The organism is Streptomyces sp. NPDC006476 (assembly GCF_040612015.1).
Classification (GTDB): Bacteria; Actinomycetota; Actinomycetes; order Streptomycetales; family Streptomycetaceae; genus Streptomyces; species Streptomyces griseorubiginosus_B.
Genome location: NZ_JBEXPK010000039.1, coordinates 14,976 through 31,527 on the forward strand (window position 1 = coordinate 14,976; position 16,552 = coordinate 31,527).

A 16,552-nucleotide genomic window follows, 5' to 3' on the forward strand; every position below is an offset into this window, starting at 1 on the left:
AGTTACTGGCCGACCCGGCCCGGCTGCAGCGTCCGCGTGAACAGCACCGTGCCGTCGTACTCGCGCAGACGCACCGTCAACTCCCCGCTGTCGCCGTCGATGTCGACCTCGCCGAAGAACTGGTAGCCCTCGGCGGGTGACACGTTCGAGGCGGTCGGCGCCTTGACGAACACCCGGTCGGGGCCGAACGTGCCGTCGAGCGCGTTGGCCGGGAAGGCGCCGGCGTTGAGCGGGCCCGAGACGAACTCCCAGAACGGCTCGAAGTCCTTGAACGCGGCCCGCGAGGGGTCGTAGTGCTGGGCCGAGGTGTGGTGGACGTCCGCCGTCAGCCACACCGTGCCGGTGATCCCCCGGTGCTTGATGTACCGCAGCAGCTCGGCGATCTGCAGCTCGCGGCCGAGCGGCGCTCCCGGGTCGCCCTGTGCGACGGCCTCGAAGTTCGGCTTGCCCTCGACCGGGTCGGGTACGACGAGGCCGAGCGGCATGTCGTTGGCGATGACCTTCCACACCGCGCGGGACTTGGCCAGCTCGCGCTTGAGCCACTCCAGTTGCTCACGGCCGAGGATGCCGACCGGGTCGGTCGTCTGGTTGTCGGGCGAGTTGGCGTTGCGGTAGGTGCGCATGTCGAGCACGAACACGTCCAGCAGCGGACCGTGGCTGACCTTGCGGTAGATCCGGCCGTCCGGGCGGCCGCTGATGGTGGAGATGGGGAAGTACTCGGAGAACGCCTGCCGCGAGCGTACGGCCAGGTCGTCGAGCTTCGTGCCGGCCGGGTAGGGGGTGCCGGTGCCGATGACCTCGCCCGGGTACCAGTTGTTGCGGACCTCGTGGTCGTCCCACTGGATGATGTTGGGCACCTGGGCGTTGAACCGGCGCAGGGCCGCGTCCAGCAGGTTGTAGCGGAAGTTGCCCCGGTAGTCGGCGAGGGTGGTCGCGACGTGCGACTTCTCCTCGGTGGTGACGTTGTGGTAGATGCTGCCGTCGGGCAGCGCCTGCGTGGCGGAGATGACCCCGTCGGCGTAGATGTTGTCGCCGCTGCACAGGAAGAAGTCCGGGTCGACCTTGGCCATGGCGTCGAAGATGCGGTAGCCACCGATGGACTCGTTGATGCCCCAGCCCTGGCCCGCGAGGTCGCCGGACCACACGAACCTGACGCCCTTGCGGCGCTTGACGGGCGCCGTTCGGAAGGTGCCCGTGACGGGTTCGCCGGTGCGGCGCGGGTCGTCGGGGTCGGCGAGCAGCACCCGGTAGTGGATCTGCTCGCCCGCGGGGAGCCCGTGCAGCCGGGTCGTGCCGGTGAAGTCCGAACCCTCGCCCAGCAGCGGACCGTGCCATCGGCGCGGGTTGCGGAACGACTCGGTCGCCGACGTCTCGACGATCATCCGCGCGGGTCGGTCGGAACGCACCCACACCAGCCCGGAGTCGGTGGTCACGTCTCCCGCCTGCACACCCCAGCTCGCCTTCGGCCGCCCCGACAGGGCGAACGCCGGCGCCGCGCTGAGGGCGGTGGGCAGGGTCAGGGCCGCCGACGCGGCGAGCGAGCCGCGCAGCACGCTGCGGCGGGCGGGGAACGGACGGTGCGACATGGATGCGCCTCCAGGGACGGGATCCGGCCAGTGTTGCGGTCCCACACCTACTGGGGCGCCGCAGCGCACACGCAAACCACAAGTGAACAACTGACCGCCGGGGCGCGGGAATCGACTACTCGGCCATCAATCGCACGCCCGCTCGGATTCGAGCGGGGGACAGATGGGCGTATCCCAGGACGAGTCGCACGGCTGTGTCGTCGTCCTGCCCGGCACGCGCGTGCGTGTAGTCCGTCAGCGGCCGTACGGCGACACCGGCTTCGGCCACGCGCGCGAGGAAGCGTTCCTCGGGGCCGTAGCGGGGCGGCAGCGCCGCGATGACGTGCAGTCCGGCGGCGATGCCCGACACCTCCGATCCCGGGAGGTGCTCCGCCAGCGCGGCGACGAGCGCGTCCCGCCGCTCGCGGTAGGCGCGTTGGCAGCGACGCAGCTGGCGGTCGTAGTCGCCGCGCTCCACGAACCGGGCGAACAGCGCCTGGTCCAGGGTGGGATGGCCGAGGTCCATGGTGCGCTTGCGCTCGACGACCTCGTCGGCCAGCGACTCCGGCACGAGCAGCCAGCCGAGCCGCAGCCCCGGGGCGAGCGACTTGCTGACCGACCCCGTGTAGGCCACCCGCTCCGGGTCGAGCCCCTGCAGGGCGCCGACGGGGGCGCGGTCGTAGCGGAAGTCGCCGTCGTAGTCGTCCTCCAGCACGAGTCCGTCCACCGAGCGTGCCCAGTCGAGCAGTTCGGCCCGGCGGCGCGCCGCGTAGGCGATACCGGTGGGGAACTGGTGCGAGGGGGTCGTCACCACGGCCCGTACGTCCGACTCGCGCAGTGCACCGAGGCGGAGCCCTTCGTCGTCCACGGGAACGGGCACGGTGGTGACGCCGGCCGCGGTGTACAGGGCGTCGTGCTGGGGGCTTCCGGGGTTCTCGACGCCCACCGTGCGCAACCCGCGCGCGTGGAGCGCGAATCCGAGCAGCGTCGTCGCCTGCGCCACTCCGGAGACGACCACGATCCGCTCCGGGTCCGCCACCACGCCCCGCCGGCGTGCGAGCAGTTCCGCCAGCGCCGTACGCAGTCGGGGCAGCCCGCGAGGATCGGGATAGCCGAGATCCTGGTGGGGCAGCTCGGCCAGCACACCGCGCTGCGCCGCGGCCCAGGCCGCGCGCGGGAACAGCGACAGATCCGGTGTGCCGGGCACGAAGTCGGCCTCCGTGCCGGGCGACCGGGGCGCGAGGTCACGCGCGCGTGGCCGGGCCGCCCGTACCGCGCCGCTCACCCAGGTGCCGGCCCCCCGGCCGCTGCGCAGGTACCCCTCCGCCGTCAACTGCTCGTACGCCTCGGTGACCAGGCCCCGTGACACCCCGAGGTCGGCGGCGAGGTCCCGGCTCGACGGCAACCGCGTCCCGGGCGCCAGCCGCCCCGACCGCACGGCCTCTCGCAGCGCCGCCTGCAGGGAGCGGCCACGCGCGCGTGCCGGAGCGGAGGCGGTCGGCAGGAGCAGCTCCCAGGCGGGGGAGACGGCGGACTCCGCCGTGCCGTCCGGATTGGTCTCCGATGGCCTCATGGAAGTGGACCTTAAACCAGACCGCCGCGCTCCCTAGCGTCACCGCCATGAAAGCCACCACCGCCCGCGGAGCCCTCCTCGCCGCCGTCGCCTGTGTGCTCGTCGGCGGTTCCTTCACCGCCAACAGCGTCCTCGGCCACTACCCGTACGCGGGCGGGCAGTTCCTGCGCTACGGGGCGGCCTGTCTGCTCCTCGTCCCGCTGGTCGGCGTGGACGCGGCAGGGCGGCTGCGGACGCCGGCCGCCCGCCAGTGGGTGCGGCTCGCGGCACTGGCCGCCATCGGCATGGTCGGCTTCAACCTGGCCGTCATCGCCGCCGAACGCAGCGCGGAACCGGCGGTCCCCGGCGTCTTCGTGGGCTGCGCGCCGGTGATCGTCGCCGTCCTGGTGCCGCTCCTGGCGGGACGGCGGCCCCGGCGCCGGGTGCTGTACGGGGCGTCGCTGGTCGCCCTCGGTGCCTTCACCGTCCAGGGATGGGGCCGTACGGACGCGGCCGGGCTCGCCTTCTCGGGCTGCGCGCTCGCCGGCGAGGTCGGATTCGCGGTCCTGGCCGTGCCCGGGCTGCGGGTGCTGGGACCCCGGCTGCTGTCGGCCACCGTGTGCGGGCTCGCCGCGGTCGAGTCGGCGGTGGTCGGACTCCTGCTGGACGGCACGGCGTGGCTGCGCCGCCCCGACGGCGCCGAGGCCGCCGCGCTGGTGTGGCAGGCGGCGGTCGTCACGGTCGTCGGCTTCGTGTGCTGGTACATGGGCATGCAGCGCATCGGTGTCGAGCGCGCCACGCTGTTCTCCGGCCTGATCCCGGTCGCCGCCGCCTGCACCGCCCCGCTCGTCGGAACGGGTGCCTACGGGCCCGCCCAGGCCGTCGGCAGCGCCCTCGTGGGCGCCGGAGTCGCCCTCGGGTCCGGGGCGTTGACCCGGGGGCGGACGGGGTCAGCGGCTGCCGTCGAGGAGGACGCGGGCGACCAGCGCCGGATCGTCGTTCATCGGGCAGTGCCCGCAGCCGGGCAGCCGCACCAGCCGCGCCTTGGGGATGATCTGCTTGGCGCGCACGCCCTGCCGGCGCACGAGGAGCATGTCCCGCGTGCCCCAGGCCACGGTCACGGGAATCGTGGGGATGTCGTCCCTGAACAGGACAGTGGCACCGGACTTGAGCGTGGCGTCGAACCCGGTGGCGCCGGCCAGCGCGAGCGTCTCGGCGACCACGGCCTCCGGTGAACGGCGGCCGGGGCGGGCGTAGATGGTGCTCGTCAGCATCGTGCGGCCGGCCGCCGACCTCGACAGCCGCTCGACCAGCGGCAGCGGCAGACGTTGCGCGATACGGCGCATCGCGAGCAGGACCCCGAAGGCGTACCGCCGCTCGGCCTCCGACCAGAACCCCGCGGGGGAGAGGGTGGTGACGGACCGTACGAGCTGCTCGCGGCCGAGTTCCAGGGCGAGCAGGCCGCCGAGCGAGTTGCCCGCCACATGGGGCCGGTCCAGCTCCAGCGCCTCGCAGAACGCGCCGAAGACGGCCGTGGTGGTGGGCAGGTCGTAGTCCAGCCCCTCCGGCAGCCCCGGGGAGGCGCCGAAGCCGGGCAGGTCGACGGCGATCACGTCGCGCTCGGTGGCCAGGATGTCCACCACCGGGTCCCAGGCCTGCCGGTGGTGACCGATGCCGTGCAGCAGGAGCAGCGGCGCACCGCGGCCCACGCGCGTGTAGGCGACGGTCACGGGCTGCGGGCCGCGTGGGGAAGGGACCTTGAAGGAGACGGTGGCGGACATGGGTGCTCCTCGACTGGGGCTCGCTCGGTGCTCGCTGACGGACGCGCTGTAGACAGCTTGTCAGCAATTGCTACCGACGGGTAGCCCCCGACGGTCGTCCACCGGACTCGGACGCTCCCGCCTCAATGCCCCCTGCGCACCTCCAGGTTGAAGTCGGCGTGCCCGGTGTGCCGGAACAGGTCGAGCCACAGCGGCAGGAACATCTCCACGCCGCGGGCCGAGCGGATGCCGCCCAGATCGAGCACCCGGTGCGCCGGCCACCCGAACTCGCCGAGCATGCCGGTCACCTGCTCCTTGGCGCCCGCGTCGTCGCCGCACACGAAGATCTGGTGCTCACCGGGCACCAGCGAGGGCTCCACCATCACCTTGCAGTTGACCGTGTTCAGCGACTTCACCACGCGCGCGTGCGGGAACGCCCGCTGGATCTGCTCGGCCACGCTGTCCGACCCCACGGGGTCGAGCCGCACCTGCCCGTCCTCGAACGCCAGCGGGTTCGTCACGTCGACGACGACCTTGCCGTCCAGGTTCTCCGCCCCGGCCGCCTCCAGCGCGGCGAGCGCCACCCGTCCGCCCACGGCGACCACGACCACCTCGGCCGACGAGGCCGCCTCCGCGAACGTGCCGGCCCGCGCGCCCGCACCGGCGCCCCGCGCCCACTCCAGGGCGGCCTGATTGTCCTTCGTACGGGACCCCAGCGTCACCTCGTGGCCGAGCTCCGCCAGCTTGCCGCCGAGCGTCCGGCCCACGTCGCCCGTGCCCAGAACCGCGTACCGCATGGCCACCTCCGTCCGTCCGGGCCGCCGACCGCCTCGGCGGCTCGCGGCCAATTCTGCTCCGGGATCTCCTCCGGGACACGCGTAATTCTCCTGGACATGTCCGCATCCGTCGCATGGGATGGGGCCGTGACGACGGACACCGAGACCGATGTCTTCGAAGAACACCGGCCCGTCCTGCTGGGCGTCGCCTACCGCATGCTCGGCCGGGTGGCCGACGCTGAGGACGTGGTCCAGGAGGCGTGGCTGCGCTGGTCCGGCGCGGACCGCGGCGAGGTGCGCGAGCCGCGCGCGTACCTGGTGCGAATCACCACCCGCCTGGCCATCGACCGGCTCCGCCAGGTCAAGGCGCGGGGCGAGACGTACGTCGGCCCGTGGCTGCCCGAGCCGTACGTGACCGACTTCGCGGCCACCGTCCCGGACACCGCCGAGCGGGCCGTGCTCGCCGACTCCGTCTCCCTGGCCGTCCTGGTCGTCCTGGAGTCCCTGTCCCCGCTGGAGCGCGCCGTCTTCGTCCTCAGGGAGGCCTTCGGCTACCCCTACGCCGACATCGCGGCCATGCTCGACCGCGGTGAACCGGCGGTACGGCAGCTCGCCGGGCGGGCCCGCAAGCACGTGGAGGAACGGCGGCCCCGCTACGAGGTCGATCCGGAGCGGCGCCGGGAGCTCACCGAGCGGTTCCTCGCCGCCGCCGGGGAGGGTGACCTGGACGGGCTCATGGCACTGCTCGCGCCCGACGTACGGCTGGTGGGTGACAGCGGCGGCAAGGCGCGGGCGCCGCTGCGGGTGCTGGAGAGCGCGGACAAGGTGGGCCGCTTCCTCGTCGGCGCCGCGGCGAAGGGCGTACCGGACCCTTCGTTCCGCATCATGGAACTCAACGGCGGTCCCGCGATCGTGGCGCTGTCCGCCGGCAAGCCCGACAGCGTCTTCCAGCTGGACGTCTTCGAGGGCCGTGTCCAAGCGGTGTACATCATGCGCAACCCCGACAAGTTGCGGTCGCTGTCCCTCGGTTAGGTAACCGCTCTCTATCCGGGTCCTATGGGATCGAGGATTGGTCTTGACCAAGGGTTTGGGCCGCCCTATGGTCGCAGAGAAGTGCAACAACCTTTAATAAACAAGGGCGCTAAAACGCCGCCGGACCACGGCGATTGCGGAGGACAGGGTGGGGACCACGCAGCTGGAATCGGTGCCGGAACCGAAATACTGGCATCTCAAGACCGTGCTCAGTGAGGCACTGGACTCCGAGTTCACCGTCGGTGAGATCCTGCCGAACGAGCGCGACCTGGCCGCCCGCTTCGGCGTCGCGCGCGCGACGCTCCGCCAGGCCCTGGAGCAGCTCGAACTGGAGGGCAGGCTGCAGCGCCGCCGCGGGGTCGGTACGACCGTCGCCCCGCCGCGCGTGGGGGTCGCCGTGGGCACGGAGCAGCACGCCTGGCCGGGGGCCGCCGGTGACGTCTGGCAGGCCGTCGACTGCGCCCTGGCCACCGCGCCTGCCGCCGTCGCCGCCGCGCTGGAGACCGGGCCGGAGGAGGCCGTGCACACGGTGCGCCGCTCCCGGGTCTCGCACGGCCAGCCCGTCGCCGCCGAACTGCTCTACGTCCCCGCCTCCTCGGTGCCGGACCTCTCCGCCATAGACGCCCCGTCCGGACCGGCACGCGCGCGTGCGGTGCTGCGTGAGCTGCAGCGGCTGGAGCTGGAGGGGCAGGAGAGCTCGGTCGAGCTGGGCTCCGCGCGCGCGGACGACGCGAAGGAGCTGGACCGGCTGCCGGGGGCGCCCGTCCTGGTCGTCACCACCCGCTATCTCGCGGAGGGCCGCATCGCCGCGTACTCCGTCGCCACGTACCGCGCCGACACCTGCCGGCTGACGTTCGGCGACTCGGGCAACGTGGAGATCCACCAGGATCCAGAGCGTCAGGCGTCCTGACCCCGCCAGCACCGACACACGCCGTGCGCCCCGCGACTACGCCGGGGCGCACGGCGTTTCCCGGCGTGGGGCGTGGGGTTGGGTACCGAGGGCCGAGGCGTGCAGGGTGGGTCGCGCAACTCCGGGCGCGGGGCATCGGCTCGGGTTCGTCGCTCGGGGGCACGCGGGCGTTGCGCTCGCGTTCGGTGCTTGCGGGAATGGTGCTTGTGGCTCGGCGCCGGCAGTGAGCGGCAAAAGGCCGGGGCGTGGCCCCAGTCGGTGTAGGACGCGGCGTGGCCTCCTGAGCCGCATGGCCCTGCGGCTGGGCCCGCCTCCGGGTGTTACTGACGCTGTCGCTGGGATGCCTGCTGCTGGCGGTGCTGGCGGTGTTGTTGCTCTCGCTGCGGTGCCGCGTGCTGGCGGAGGCCAGTGCCTCTGGGCATCCGCAGGTCTGTCACGGGCCCAGGGCCTTGCCCGGGCCGGGGCCGCGGCGGGCTGTTGCTGTGGCCTCCACCGCGAAGAGCTGTTCCTCCACGTGGTCGAGGGCCAGACGGAGGGCTCCTGTCGCCACCGCGGCCTCGCCCAGGAGGGAGAGGGTGACCTTAGGGGGACGGAGGCAGTAGCGGGCCAGTTCGCGGCGCAGGGGATCCAGGACGCCGTCGAGGCCGGCCGCCCAGCCGCCGATGACGACGAGTTCCGGGTCGAGGGCGAGGACCAGGGCGGCGACGTCGTGGACGAGGCGCTGGATGAAGCGTTCGACGGCGGCACGGGCCCGCTGGTCGCCCTCGCGGGCCTGTGCGAAGACCTTGGCGACGGCCTGCTCGTCGAGCGGGTGGAGGGGCTCGTCGGTCGTGGACAGCAGCGTCTCCGGCGTGGCTTCACGGCCCAGCAGATGCAGCGCGCCGATCTCCCCGGCCGCCCCGCCGAACCCCCGGTGCAGCTGCCCCCCGATCAGCGAACCGGCCCCCGGGCTCAGCCCCGCCAGCACGAACACCACGTCGTCGGACTCGGTGGCCGCCCCCTTCCAGTGCTCGGCGACCGCCGCCGCGTTCGCGTCGTTCTCCACCAGCACCGGACACTTGAAGGACCGGCTCAGCCGCTCCCCGAGGTGCAGCCCCGTCCACTCGGGCAGCGCGGCACACAGCCGTACCGTGCCGTCGCCCTCGACGATCCCCGGTGAGGCGACCCCCACCGCCCGCAGCGAACTGCGCGGCACCCCCGCCCGCCGCAGCAGCTCGGCCACCGCGGTACGCAGCCGCTCCAGACGCTCGTCGGCCGGCGCCGACTCGTCGACGTCCTTCGAGACCGCGCCCAGCACCCGCCCGTCCAGGTCGGCGAGGAGTGCCGCCACGCGGTGGGAGCCGATGTCCAGGCCCAGCAGATGTCCCGCCTCCGCCCGGAAACGGTACCGGCGCGCGGGTCGCCCCTGACGCCGGACCACGCTCTCGTCCGCGGCCTTCTCGACGACGTACCCCGCCTCGATCAGCCCTTCGACGACGCCCTCGACGGTCGGCCGGGACAACCCGGTCACCCGGGTGATCTCGGTGAGCGTCGCGCAGTCCGTGGCGCGCAGCGCGTGCAGCACCACCGCGGAGTTGATCCTTCGCAGCAGCGAGGGATCCCCGCCGGTCAGCCGCCCCACGGTCCGTCCTCCCAGCTCGTGCGCGTGTTGGCCGGATCGTACTCGTCACGGCGGAACCCGGCGAGTGCCGGTGTCCCACGGGGCCCGTCAGCCCGGCGCCACGAACCCCGACTCGTACGCGGCGATCACGGCCTGGGTGCGGTCGCGTGCCCCCAACTTCGCCAGGACGCCGCTGACATGCGACTTCACCGTCTCCGTGCCGACGACCAGCCGGGCGGCGATCTCGGCGTTCGACAGCCCCCGGGCCATCAGCCGCAGCACCTCCGCCTCCCGCTCGGTCAGCCGCGCCCGCTCCAGCACCGCCCGCGCCTCCCGGTTTCCGCCGGCACCGTGGGCGGCGGCCAGCCGCCGTACCGAAGCCGGGAACAGCAGCGACTCGCCCTCGGCGACCAGCCGCACCGCGTGCACGATCTCGGCCGGCCGCGCCCGTTTCAGCAGGAACCCGTCGGCTCCGGCGCGCAGCGCCTCGTACACGTACTCGTCGTTCTCGAAGGTGGTCACGACGACGATCTTCGGCGGGTCGTCGACCGTGCGCAGCACCGCGCGCGTGGCCTCGATCCCGTCCATCAGCGGCATCCGCACGTCCATGGCGACCACGTCGGGCCGCAGCCGCCGTACCAGCGGGATCACCGCCGCGCCGTCGGCCGCCTCTCCCACCACCTCGATGTCGGGCTGCGCCTCCAGCACGGCCCGCAGACCGGCGCGGACGAGGGGTTCGTCGTCGACGAGGAGAACGGTCACCGGCATCCGGCCAGCGTAGATCAACTGAGCGGCAGCTCCGCCCGTACCTGCCAGTCGCCCGCGTCGGGCCCGGTGCGCGCACCGCCACCGAGCAGCGCCGCGCGCTCGCGTATCCCGCGCAGCCCGCTGCCCCGGCCCGGACCGGACACACCGGCGGGCAGCGGATTGCGGACCTCCAGGGCGAGCATCCCGTCCGTGACCTCGACGCGCACGCGCACGGGGACGGCGCCCGCGTGCCGCAGCACGTTGGTCAGGGCCTCCTGGAGGATGCGGTAGCCCTCGCGGGAGACGGGGCCCGGTATCGACTCCAGCGGACCGGAGACATCGGCGTCGACCTTGGCGCCGGACCCGCGCGCGGACTCCAGCAGCCGGTCCGCCTCCGCCAGCGTGGGCCTGCTGCTCACCGGCCGCTCCGCCTCCCGCAGCACCGCGAGCACCCGCTCCAGGTCCTCCAGCGCGGCGCGCCCGGTGTCCTCGATGGCGGCGAGCGCCCGGCCGGTGAACTCCGGGTCGCCCGCGGCACGGGCAGCGCCCGCCTGGACCACGGCCACCGTGAGGGCGTGCCCGATGGAGTCGTGCAGTTCGCGCGCGATGCGGTTGCGCTCCAGGAGTTGCTCGGTGCGCGCCTCCAGGGCCTCAAGACGCTCGGCCGCGGAGGGGCCGAGGAGACGGCGTGCGACGGCGGTGACGACCTCGCCCAGGCCGACGACGACCCCGTACAGGGCGATGAGCGGCACGGGCGCCAACAGGGCGTATGCCCAGTGGGGTTGGGCCTGGCTGAGGACCGGGACGTCGTCGGGGACGCGTCCGCGGGCGGTCTCGACCAGCTGGTGGGTGAGTATCGGCAGCCAGACGCAGGCGAACGCCACCGGTACTCCCAGCGCCATCCGCACCTCCAGCCACAGCACCGTACGCAGCCGGTCCCGCCATGTCGTCGCCGGTCCCACCGCGATCCCCGGGTCCTGCTCACCGGGCGTCAGCAGCAGCCGCGCCTGCACGCCCTCGCCGATGCGCACCGCCGGAACGAGACCGACCGGGACCAGCACGGCCGCCGGGACCCACCACCTCGACATGTCGACGTACAGCCACACGCTGACGACCAGCATCGGCACCCACAGGTGCAGCAGGCGTGTGTACGTCGTCCCCCGGAGCAACGGGCGCAGAAGGCGGGCCATTTCGTCATCGTGCCAGCCGCCACCGACACCGGACCTCCCCCGGGCGGGGGAGACGAAGACCACCGGCGGGGGAGGTGACCGCCCCGTCCCGGCGGCCACGCTGCTGCCATGACCAGCATCGACGTCCACGACCTCACCAAGGACCACGGCACCCGGCGCGCCGTCGACCACCTCACCTTCCGCGTCCGCCCCGGCCGGGTCACCGGCTTCCTCGGCCCCAACGGCGCCGGAAAGTCCACCACCATGCGGCTGGTCCTCGGCCTCGACCGCCCCACGTCGGGCACCGCCACCATCGGCGGCCGCCGCTACACCGAACTCGGCGAACCCCTGCGCCACGTCGGCGCCCTGCTCGACGCGCAGGCCGCGCACGGCTCCCGCACCGGACGCGACCATCTGCGCGTCCTGGCGGCCGGCAACCGCATCCCGGGGCGGCGGGCCGACGAGGTGCTGGAGGAGACGGGGCTGGCAGCGGTCGCCGGGCGCCGGGTGCGGACGTACTCGCTCGGCATGCGGCAGCGCCTCGGCATCGCGGCCGCCCTGCTCGGCGACCCCGCCGTGGTCCTGCTCGACGAACCCGCCAACGGCCTCGACCCCGAAGGCATCATCTGGATCCGCGCGTTGCTGCGCCGGCTCGCGAAGGAGGGCCGTACGGTCCTGGTCTCCAGCCATCTGATGAACGAGACCGCGTCCTTCGCCGACCACCTCGTGGTCCTCGGACGCGGACGACTGCTCGCGGACACCCCCATGCGGGAGTTCATCGACACGCGCGTGCGGCCCCGGGTGCGGATCCGCACGACCGACGCCACGGCACTCACCACCGCCCTCGCGCACCACGGCCACGCAGCCGTCGAGCAGGGGCAGGGGCACTGGACGGTGGAGCACGCGCGCGTGGACGACATCGGCCGCCTCCTCTCCGCCGTCGGCGTCCCGATCCTCGAACTTGCGGCGGAGGAGGGCACCTTGGAGCAGGCCTATCTGGACCTGACCGGGACCGAGACCGAGTTCACCGCACCAACCCAGGAGGCCTGACCATGGCGTTCACACCCGTGCTCCACTCGGAGTGGCTGAAGATCCGTACCCTCCGGTCGCTCGTCGCCGCTCTGTGCGCCGTCCTGCCGGCCACCGCCCTCTTCGCCGCGCTCGCCGCGACCGACAGCGACGGGGCCGACTTCGACCCGCTGTTCTCGGTGTTCTTCGGTGTCAACTTCGGGCAGATCGCCGCGATCGCCTTCGGTACGACGGCGGTGGCGGCCGAGTTCCGGGGCGGCGCGCTGCACGCCACGCTGGCCGCGGTGCCGTGGCGGGGGCAATGGTTCGCGGCGAAGGCGGTCGCCGTCGCCGTTCCGGTGCTGGGGGTGGGGCTGGTCACCGGTGGTGTGAGCCTGGTGGTCGGGGAGGCGGCGCTGGGGGCGGATGCGGACGGGCTCACGTGGAGCGAAGAGGTGCGTGGAGTCGTCGGCTGTGCGGTCTATCTGACGCTGATGGCTCTGCTGGCGGCGGGCCTGACCGCCGTGCTGCGCAGCGGTGTCGCGACACTGAGCGTCCTGATCCCGTTCCTGCTCATCGTCTCGTTCGTGGTCGGGGACATGTCCGGCACGGTGGCGGACGTCCTGCCGGACCGGGCGGGCCAGGCGGTTCTCCACGCGGAAGGGGGCGGTTTCCTCGGACCGTGGGGCGGGCTCGCGGTGACGGCGTCGTGGGCGGGAGCCGCGCTGGTGGCGGGAGCGTGGAGCGTTCGACGCCGGGACGCCTGACGCCTCACCAATTGTCAGTGGTGGCGGCAATACTGGATCACATGGACATCGTGAGGGACCTCGCCGTGCTCGACCTGCTGTGTGTCCAGGACTTCCCCACGGAGCACGGCAGGACGGAGATGGGCTGCGGCGGGCCCGGATACTTCATGGTCCCCTTAGGGCCGGTCACCTGGCCGAGCCCGGAGGACATGTACGCCTACGAGGTGGCGATGATCGAGCGGCTCAACGAACGCCTGGGCACGCACGACCATCGGGGGACGACGACGCTCCGGGAACGCCTCATACGCGGCGAGGAGATAGCCGAGCCCTGGGCGCGGCTCAGTGTGCTGGCGGACGACCTGCGCACCTGGCCGGCCGGCCGGACCGGGCGCTGGATCACCCTGACCGTCTCCGACCGGGAGGACGCCGACTCGGCCCGACTGCTCGCCGCGGTCACCGACGCCGAAGGGCCCTGACCGGCTGACCCTCCGCCGCCACCCGGAGCCTCGCGAACTCCTCGGCCATCGTCTGCGCCGTCCAATGCGCGTTCAGCCCGCTCGGATTCGGCAGCACCCACACGCGCGTGTCCCCGATCACCCGGTCCTGCGGCCCCACCCGGGCCTTGCGGTCGTCGAAGGCCGCCCGGTACGCGGTCACCCCCACCACCGCCAGCCAGCGGGGCCTCAGCCGCGCCACCTTCAGCGCCAACTGCCGCCCGCCCTCCCGGTACTCCTCCGCGCTCAGCTCGTCCGCCCGCGCGGTCGCCCGCGCCACGACGTTCGTGATGCCGAGACCGTGCGACAGCAACTCCCCCTGCTCCGCAGGCTTCAGCAGCCGGGGAGTGAAGCCCGACAGATGCAGCACCGGCCAGAAGCGGTTGCCGGGGCGGGCGAAGTGATGGCCCGTCGCCGCCGTCATCAGGCCGGGGTTGATGCCGCAGAACAGGACATGGAGGCCGTCGGCGACCACGTCCGGGACGAGACGGTCGCGCGCGGCCTCCAGTTCTTCCTGGGTGAAGCGGGTCAGAGGATCGCCCCCGGCGTGTAGCCCGCGGCCTCCGGGTGCTGCTTGAGGATCTCCTCGACGCGGCCGACGACCGCGGCGACCTGGGCGGCCGCGGCGCCGGTGAAGGACAGCTTGTCGGCCATCAGCGTGTCCAGCTGGGCGCGGTCGAGGGGGATGCGCTCGTCGACGGCCAGCTTGTCGAGCAGTTCGTTGCGCTCGGCGCCCTGCTCGCGCATCGCCAGCGCGGAGGCGACGGCGTTCTCCTTGATGGCCTCGTGCGCGACCTCGCGGCCCACACCGGCACGCACCGCGCCCATGAGGACCTTGGTCGTGGCGAGGAAGGGAAGGTAGCGGTCCAGCTCGCGCGCGACCACCGCGGGGAACGCGCCGAACTCGTCCAGGACCGTCAGGAACGTCTCCAGCAGGCCGTCCAGCGCGAAGAACGCGTCCGGCAGGGCCACCCGGCGCACCACCGAGCAGGAGACGTCTCCCTCGTTCCACTGGTCGCCCGCCAGCTCGCCGGTCATGGAGGCGTAGCCGCGCAGGACGACCATGAGGCCGTTGACGCGTTCGCAGGACCGCGTGTTCATCTTGTGCGGCATCGCGGAGGAGCCGACCTGGCCCGGCTTGAAGCCCTCGGTCACCAGCTCGTGCCCGGCCATCAGCCGGATCGTCTTGGCGAGCGAGGAGGGAGCGGCGGCCAGCTGGACGAGGGCGGTGACGACCTCGTAGTCCAGTGAGCGCGGGTAGACCTGGCCGACCGAGGTGAACGCCTGCGAGAAGCCGAGGTGTCCGGCGATCCGGTTCTCCAGCTCGGCGAGCTTGGCCGCATCGCCGCCCAGCAGGTCCAGCATGTCCTGCGCCGTGCCGACCGGGCCCTTGATGCCGCGCAGCGGGTAACGGCCCAGCAGCTCCTCGACCCTGCCGTACGCCACGAGCAGTTCGTCGGCGGCCGTGGCGAACCGCTTGCCCAGCGTGGTGGCCTGCGCGGCGACGTTGTGCGAGCGGCCGGCCATGACCAGCTCGCCGTACTCGCCGGCCAGCTTGCCCAGGCGGGCGAGGACGGCCACGGTACGGTCGCGCATCAGCTCCAGCGACAGCCGGATCTGCAACTGCTCCACGTTCTCCGTGAGGTCGCGCGAGGTCATGCCCTTGTGCACGTGCTCATGCCCGGCGAGGTCGTTGAACTCCTCGATCCGCGCTTTCACGTCGTGCCTCGTGACCTTCTCGCGCTCGGCGATGGAGGCCAGGTCGACGGTGTCGAGGACGCGCTCGTAGTCGGCGATCGCCGCGTCCGGCACCTCGATGCCGAGGTCCTTCTGGGCCCGCAGCACGGCGAGCCAGAGCTGCCGCTCCAGCTTCACCTTCTGCTCGGGCGACCAGAGCGTGGCGAGCTCGGCGGAGGCGTAGCGTCCGGCGAGGACGTTCGGGATGCGGGGCTTGGCGGGAGCGGAAGTCACGTGGATGGATTCTACTGGCGATTCGTGCAGGCCAGCGCCGCGGCCCATTTCGTCGGATGCTACGAGACCGGCGTCACGGTGCGGCATCGGCGAGTTCCGCCAGCACGTCCGCGTGGCACAGCTCGGGCGCGCACCAGCAGGCCAGCGTGCGGCCGTGCAGCTCCGGCACCAGGTCCAGCAGCTCGGGACGCTCCAGCAGATACGCCCGGTACATCGCCATCACCTCCGCGCGGGTGCCGTCCCGGCGGCGCTCGGAGGTGTCGTACGCGAAGGGGTTGGATAGCGGGTGCCGGGGCAGGTCCCAGCCGCCCAGGGTCCAGCGGCGGCCGACGTAGACGACGCCGTCGGGGGCGAGTTCCAGCCGGGGGCCGAAGTCGTGGATGCGGCCCCTGAGGTTGATCACTCGCGTCACCATGAGCGTCTACGCCACCGGGCCCTCGTAGGGCAGCAGGTCCGGGCGCTTGGCGGGGCGGCCGTCGCCCGAGGAGCGGCCCGTCAGGCGGCGGCCGATCCACGGCAGCAGGTGCTGCCGGGCGAACCGCGCGTCCGCGATGCGCCGGGCGAGCCAGCCGGGCGGCACGGTGGCCGGCACCGGCGTGCGCCACTCGGTGTCCTCGGGGTCGTAGCCGAGCGCCTGCCAGACCGCCTCGGCGACCCTGCGGTGCCCCTCGGCCGTCAGGTGCAGCCGGTCCACGTCCCACAGCCGCGGATCGCTGAGCGAGGGCGCCCCGTACAGGTCGACGACCAGGGCGCCGTGCCGTGCGGCCAACTCGTCGATGGTGGCGAACAGCTCCTCCATGCGCGGCCGGAACCGCTCCAGGACCGGGCCCTGCCGGCCGGGGCTGCGCATCAGCACCAACTGCTCGCAGGACGGCGCCAGCCGCTCCACCGCCTCCGTCAGCAGCCCTCGGACCCGGCCCATGTCGCACTTGGGCCGCAGGGTGTCGTTGAGGCCGCCGACCAGGGTGATCACATCGGGCCGCATGGCCGCCGCCACGTCGACCTGCTCCTCGACGATCTGCCCGATCAGCTTGCCGCGCACGGCGAGGTTGGCGTACCGGAAACCGGGGGTCACCGCGGCCATCCGGCCGGCCAGGAGATCGGCCCAGCCCCGGTAGGAGCCGTCCGGGAGGAGGTCCGACATGCCCTCGGTGAAGGAGTCGCCGACCGCGACGAGGCTGGTGTATGTGGGGTTCTTCTGCATGGCGGTTGAGATGGTAAC

General features: G+C 73.0%; 16 protein-coding genes and 1 pseudogene. 6 read left to right on the forward strand and 11 right to left on the reverse strand.

The window, feature by feature from the left end:
* Positions 1 to 2: 2 nt before the first annotated feature.
* Together ABZZ74_RS34390 and ABZZ74_RS34395 are read right to left on the reverse strand one after the other, a co-directional pair.
* The gene (locus tag ABZZ74_RS34390) at positions 3 to 1,586 is read right to left on the reverse strand and encodes an alkaline phosphatase D family protein (RefSeq protein ID WP_356771740.1); all 1,584 of its coding nucleotides are present in this window, start codon (positions 1,584 to 1,586) and stop codon (positions 3 to 5) included.
* 115 nt (positions 1,587 to 1,701) lie between these two features.
* On the reverse strand, positions 1,702 to 3,138 hold the full coding sequence (locus tag ABZZ74_RS34395; protein ID WP_356771742.1) for a PLP-dependent aminotransferase family protein: 1,437 nt from the start codon (positions 3,136 to 3,138) through the stop codon (positions 1,702 to 1,704).
* 47 nt (positions 3,139 to 3,185) lie between these two features.
* Here ABZZ74_RS34395 and ABZZ74_RS34400 point away from each other — a divergent pair.
* Positions 3,186 to 4,022, forward strand: a pseudogene (locus ABZZ74_RS34400) (DMT family transporter); the annotation flags it as partial.
* A 45-nt stretch (positions 4,023 to 4,067) separates the two neighbouring features.
* Here the strand turns inward: ABZZ74_RS34400 and ABZZ74_RS34405 are convergent.
* Together ABZZ74_RS34405 and ABZZ74_RS34410 are read right to left on the reverse strand one after the other, a co-directional pair.
* Complete coding sequence (locus ABZZ74_RS34405; RefSeq protein ID WP_208779003.1) at positions 4,068 to 4,898, reverse strand: alpha/beta fold hydrolase; 831 nt, start codon at positions 4,896 to 4,898, stop codon at positions 4,068 to 4,070.
* Positions 4,899 to 5,020: 122 nt separating this feature from the next.
* Positions 5,021 to 5,674: an NAD(P)-binding domain-containing protein gene (locus ABZZ74_RS34410; RefSeq protein WP_356771744.1), complete on the reverse strand. Its 654-nt coding sequence runs from the start codon at positions 5,672 to 5,674 to the stop codon at positions 5,021 to 5,023.
* Positions 5,675 to 5,800: 126 nt separating this feature from the next.
* On the opposite strand from ABZZ74_RS34410, the gene ABZZ74_RS34415 reads away from it, so the two are divergent.
* Both ABZZ74_RS34415 and ABZZ74_RS34420 read left to right on the forward strand, forming a co-directional pair.
* Positions 5,801 to 6,685, forward strand: a complete 885-nt coding sequence (locus ABZZ74_RS34415) for an RNA polymerase sigma-70 factor (RefSeq protein ID WP_356771746.1) — start codon at positions 5,801 to 5,803, stop codon at positions 6,683 to 6,685.
* 148 nt (positions 6,686 to 6,833) lie between these two features.
* Positions 6,834 to 7,595 (forward strand): GntR family transcriptional regulator, encoded by a 762-nt coding sequence (locus ABZZ74_RS34420; protein WP_356771748.1) that lies wholly within the window; start codon positions 6,834 to 6,836, stop codon positions 7,593 to 7,595.
* A gap of 433 nt (positions 7,596 to 8,028) precedes the next feature.
* Here the strand turns inward: ABZZ74_RS34420 and ABZZ74_RS34425 are convergent, their stop codons facing one another.
* From ABZZ74_RS34425 to ABZZ74_RS34435, 3 genes are all read right to left on the reverse strand, one after another.
* Positions 8,029 to 9,216 (reverse strand): ROK family transcriptional regulator, encoded by a 1,188-nt coding sequence (locus ABZZ74_RS34425; protein WP_356771750.1) that lies wholly within the window; start codon positions 9,214 to 9,216, stop codon positions 8,029 to 8,031.
* Positions 9,217 to 9,303: 87 nt separating this feature from the next.
* Positions 9,304 to 9,963, reverse strand: a complete 660-nt coding sequence (locus ABZZ74_RS34430) for a response regulator transcription factor (RefSeq protein WP_356771752.1) — start codon at positions 9,961 to 9,963, stop codon at positions 9,304 to 9,306.
* 14 nt (positions 9,964 to 9,977) lie between these two features.
* Positions 9,978 to 11,132, reverse strand: a complete 1,155-nt coding sequence (locus ABZZ74_RS34435; protein ID WP_356771754.1) for a histidine kinase — start codon at positions 11,130 to 11,132, stop codon at positions 9,978 to 9,980.
* A 108-nt stretch (positions 11,133 to 11,240) separates the two neighbouring features.
* On the opposite strand from ABZZ74_RS34435, the gene ABZZ74_RS34440 reads away from it, so the two are divergent.
* Genes ABZZ74_RS34440 through ABZZ74_RS34450 form a run of 3 tightly spaced genes read left to right on the forward strand, consistent with a single transcriptional unit; the run spans position 11,241 to position 13,341 of the window.
* Positions 11,241 to 12,161, forward strand: coding sequence for an ATP-binding cassette domain-containing protein (locus tag ABZZ74_RS34440; RefSeq protein ID WP_356771756.1), 921 nt, complete (start codon positions 11,241 to 11,243; stop codon positions 12,159 to 12,161).
* Between the two features lie 2 nt (positions 12,162 to 12,163).
* Complete coding sequence (locus tag ABZZ74_RS34445) at positions 12,164 to 12,886, forward strand: ABC transporter permease (RefSeq protein WP_356771758.1); 723 nt, start codon at positions 12,164 to 12,166, stop codon at positions 12,884 to 12,886.
* Positions 12,887 to 12,927: 41 nt separating this feature from the next.
* On the forward strand, positions 12,928 to 13,341 hold the full coding sequence (locus tag ABZZ74_RS34450) for a hypothetical protein (protein WP_356771760.1): 414 nt from the start codon (positions 12,928 to 12,930) through the stop codon (positions 13,339 to 13,341).
* On the opposite strand, the gene mug is transcribed toward ABZZ74_RS34450, so the two are convergent.
* From mug to ABZZ74_RS34470, 4 genes are all read right to left on the reverse strand, one after another.
* Entirely contained in the window at positions 13,319 to 13,891 is a 573-nt protein-coding gene (mug, locus tag ABZZ74_RS34455; protein WP_356771873.1) for a G/U mismatch-specific DNA glycosylase, read from the reverse strand. The genes ABZZ74_RS34450 and mug overlap by 23 nt on opposite strands.
* On the reverse strand, positions 13,888 to 15,330 hold the full coding sequence (purB, locus tag ABZZ74_RS34460; protein ID WP_356771762.1) for an adenylosuccinate lyase: 1,443 nt from the start codon (positions 15,328 to 15,330) through the stop codon (positions 13,888 to 13,890). Before purB ends, mug begins: the two co-directional genes overlap by 4 nt.
* A gap of 73 nt (positions 15,331 to 15,403) precedes the next feature.
* Positions 15,404 to 15,745, reverse strand: coding sequence for a DUF4326 domain-containing protein (locus ABZZ74_RS34465; protein ID WP_356771764.1), 342 nt, complete (start codon positions 15,743 to 15,745; stop codon positions 15,404 to 15,406).
* A 6-nt stretch (positions 15,746 to 15,751) separates the two neighbouring features.
* Positions 15,752 to 16,534, reverse strand: a complete 783-nt coding sequence (locus tag ABZZ74_RS34470; protein WP_356771766.1) for an SGNH/GDSL hydrolase family protein — start codon at positions 16,532 to 16,534, stop codon at positions 15,752 to 15,754.
* Positions 16,535 to 16,552 lie beyond the last annotated feature (18 nt).

Excerpts from the sequence above, each read along its gene's own strand:
- ABZZ74_RS34390 (WP_356771740.1), bottom strand. The coding sequence starts at position 1,586 with ATGTCGCACCGTCCGTTCCCCGCCCGCCGCAGCGTGCTGCGCGGCTCG.
- ABZZ74_RS34395 (WP_356771742.1), bottom strand. The coding sequence starts at position 3,138 with ATGAGGCCATCGGAGACCAATCCGGACGGCACGGCGGAGTCCGCCGTC.
- ABZZ74_RS34405 (WP_208779003.1), bottom strand. The coding sequence starts at position 4,898 with ATGTCCGCCACCGTCTCCTTCAAGGTCCCTTCCCCACGCGGCCCGCAG.
- ABZZ74_RS34410 (WP_356771744.1), bottom strand. The coding sequence starts at position 5,674 with ATGCGGTACGCGGTTCTGGGCACGGGCGACGTGGGCCGGACGCTCGGC.
- ABZZ74_RS34430 (WP_356771752.1), bottom strand. The coding sequence starts at position 9,963 with ATGCCGGTGACCGTTCTCCTCGTCGACGACGAACCCCTCGTCCGCGCC.
- ABZZ74_RS34435 (WP_356771754.1), bottom strand. The coding sequence starts at position 11,132 with ATGGCCCGCCTTCTGCGCCCGTTGCTCCGGGGGACGACGTACACACGC.
- ABZZ74_RS34440 (WP_356771756.1), top strand. The coding sequence starts at position 11,241 with ATGACCAGCATCGACGTCCACGACCTCACCAAGGACCACGGCACCCGG.
- ABZZ74_RS34445 (WP_356771758.1), top strand. The coding sequence starts at position 12,164 with ATGGCGTTCACACCCGTGCTCCACTCGGAGTGGCTGAAGATCCGTACC.
- ABZZ74_RS34450 (WP_356771760.1), top strand. The coding sequence starts at position 12,928 with ATGGACATCGTGAGGGACCTCGCCGTGCTCGACCTGCTGTGTGTCCAG.
- ABZZ74_RS34465 (WP_356771764.1), bottom strand. The coding sequence starts at position 15,745 with ATGGTGACGCGAGTGATCAACCTCAGGGGCCGCATCCACGACTTCGGC.
- ABZZ74_RS34470 (WP_356771766.1), bottom strand. The coding sequence starts at position 16,534 with ATGCAGAAGAACCCCACATACACCAGCCTCGTCGCGGTCGGCGACTCC.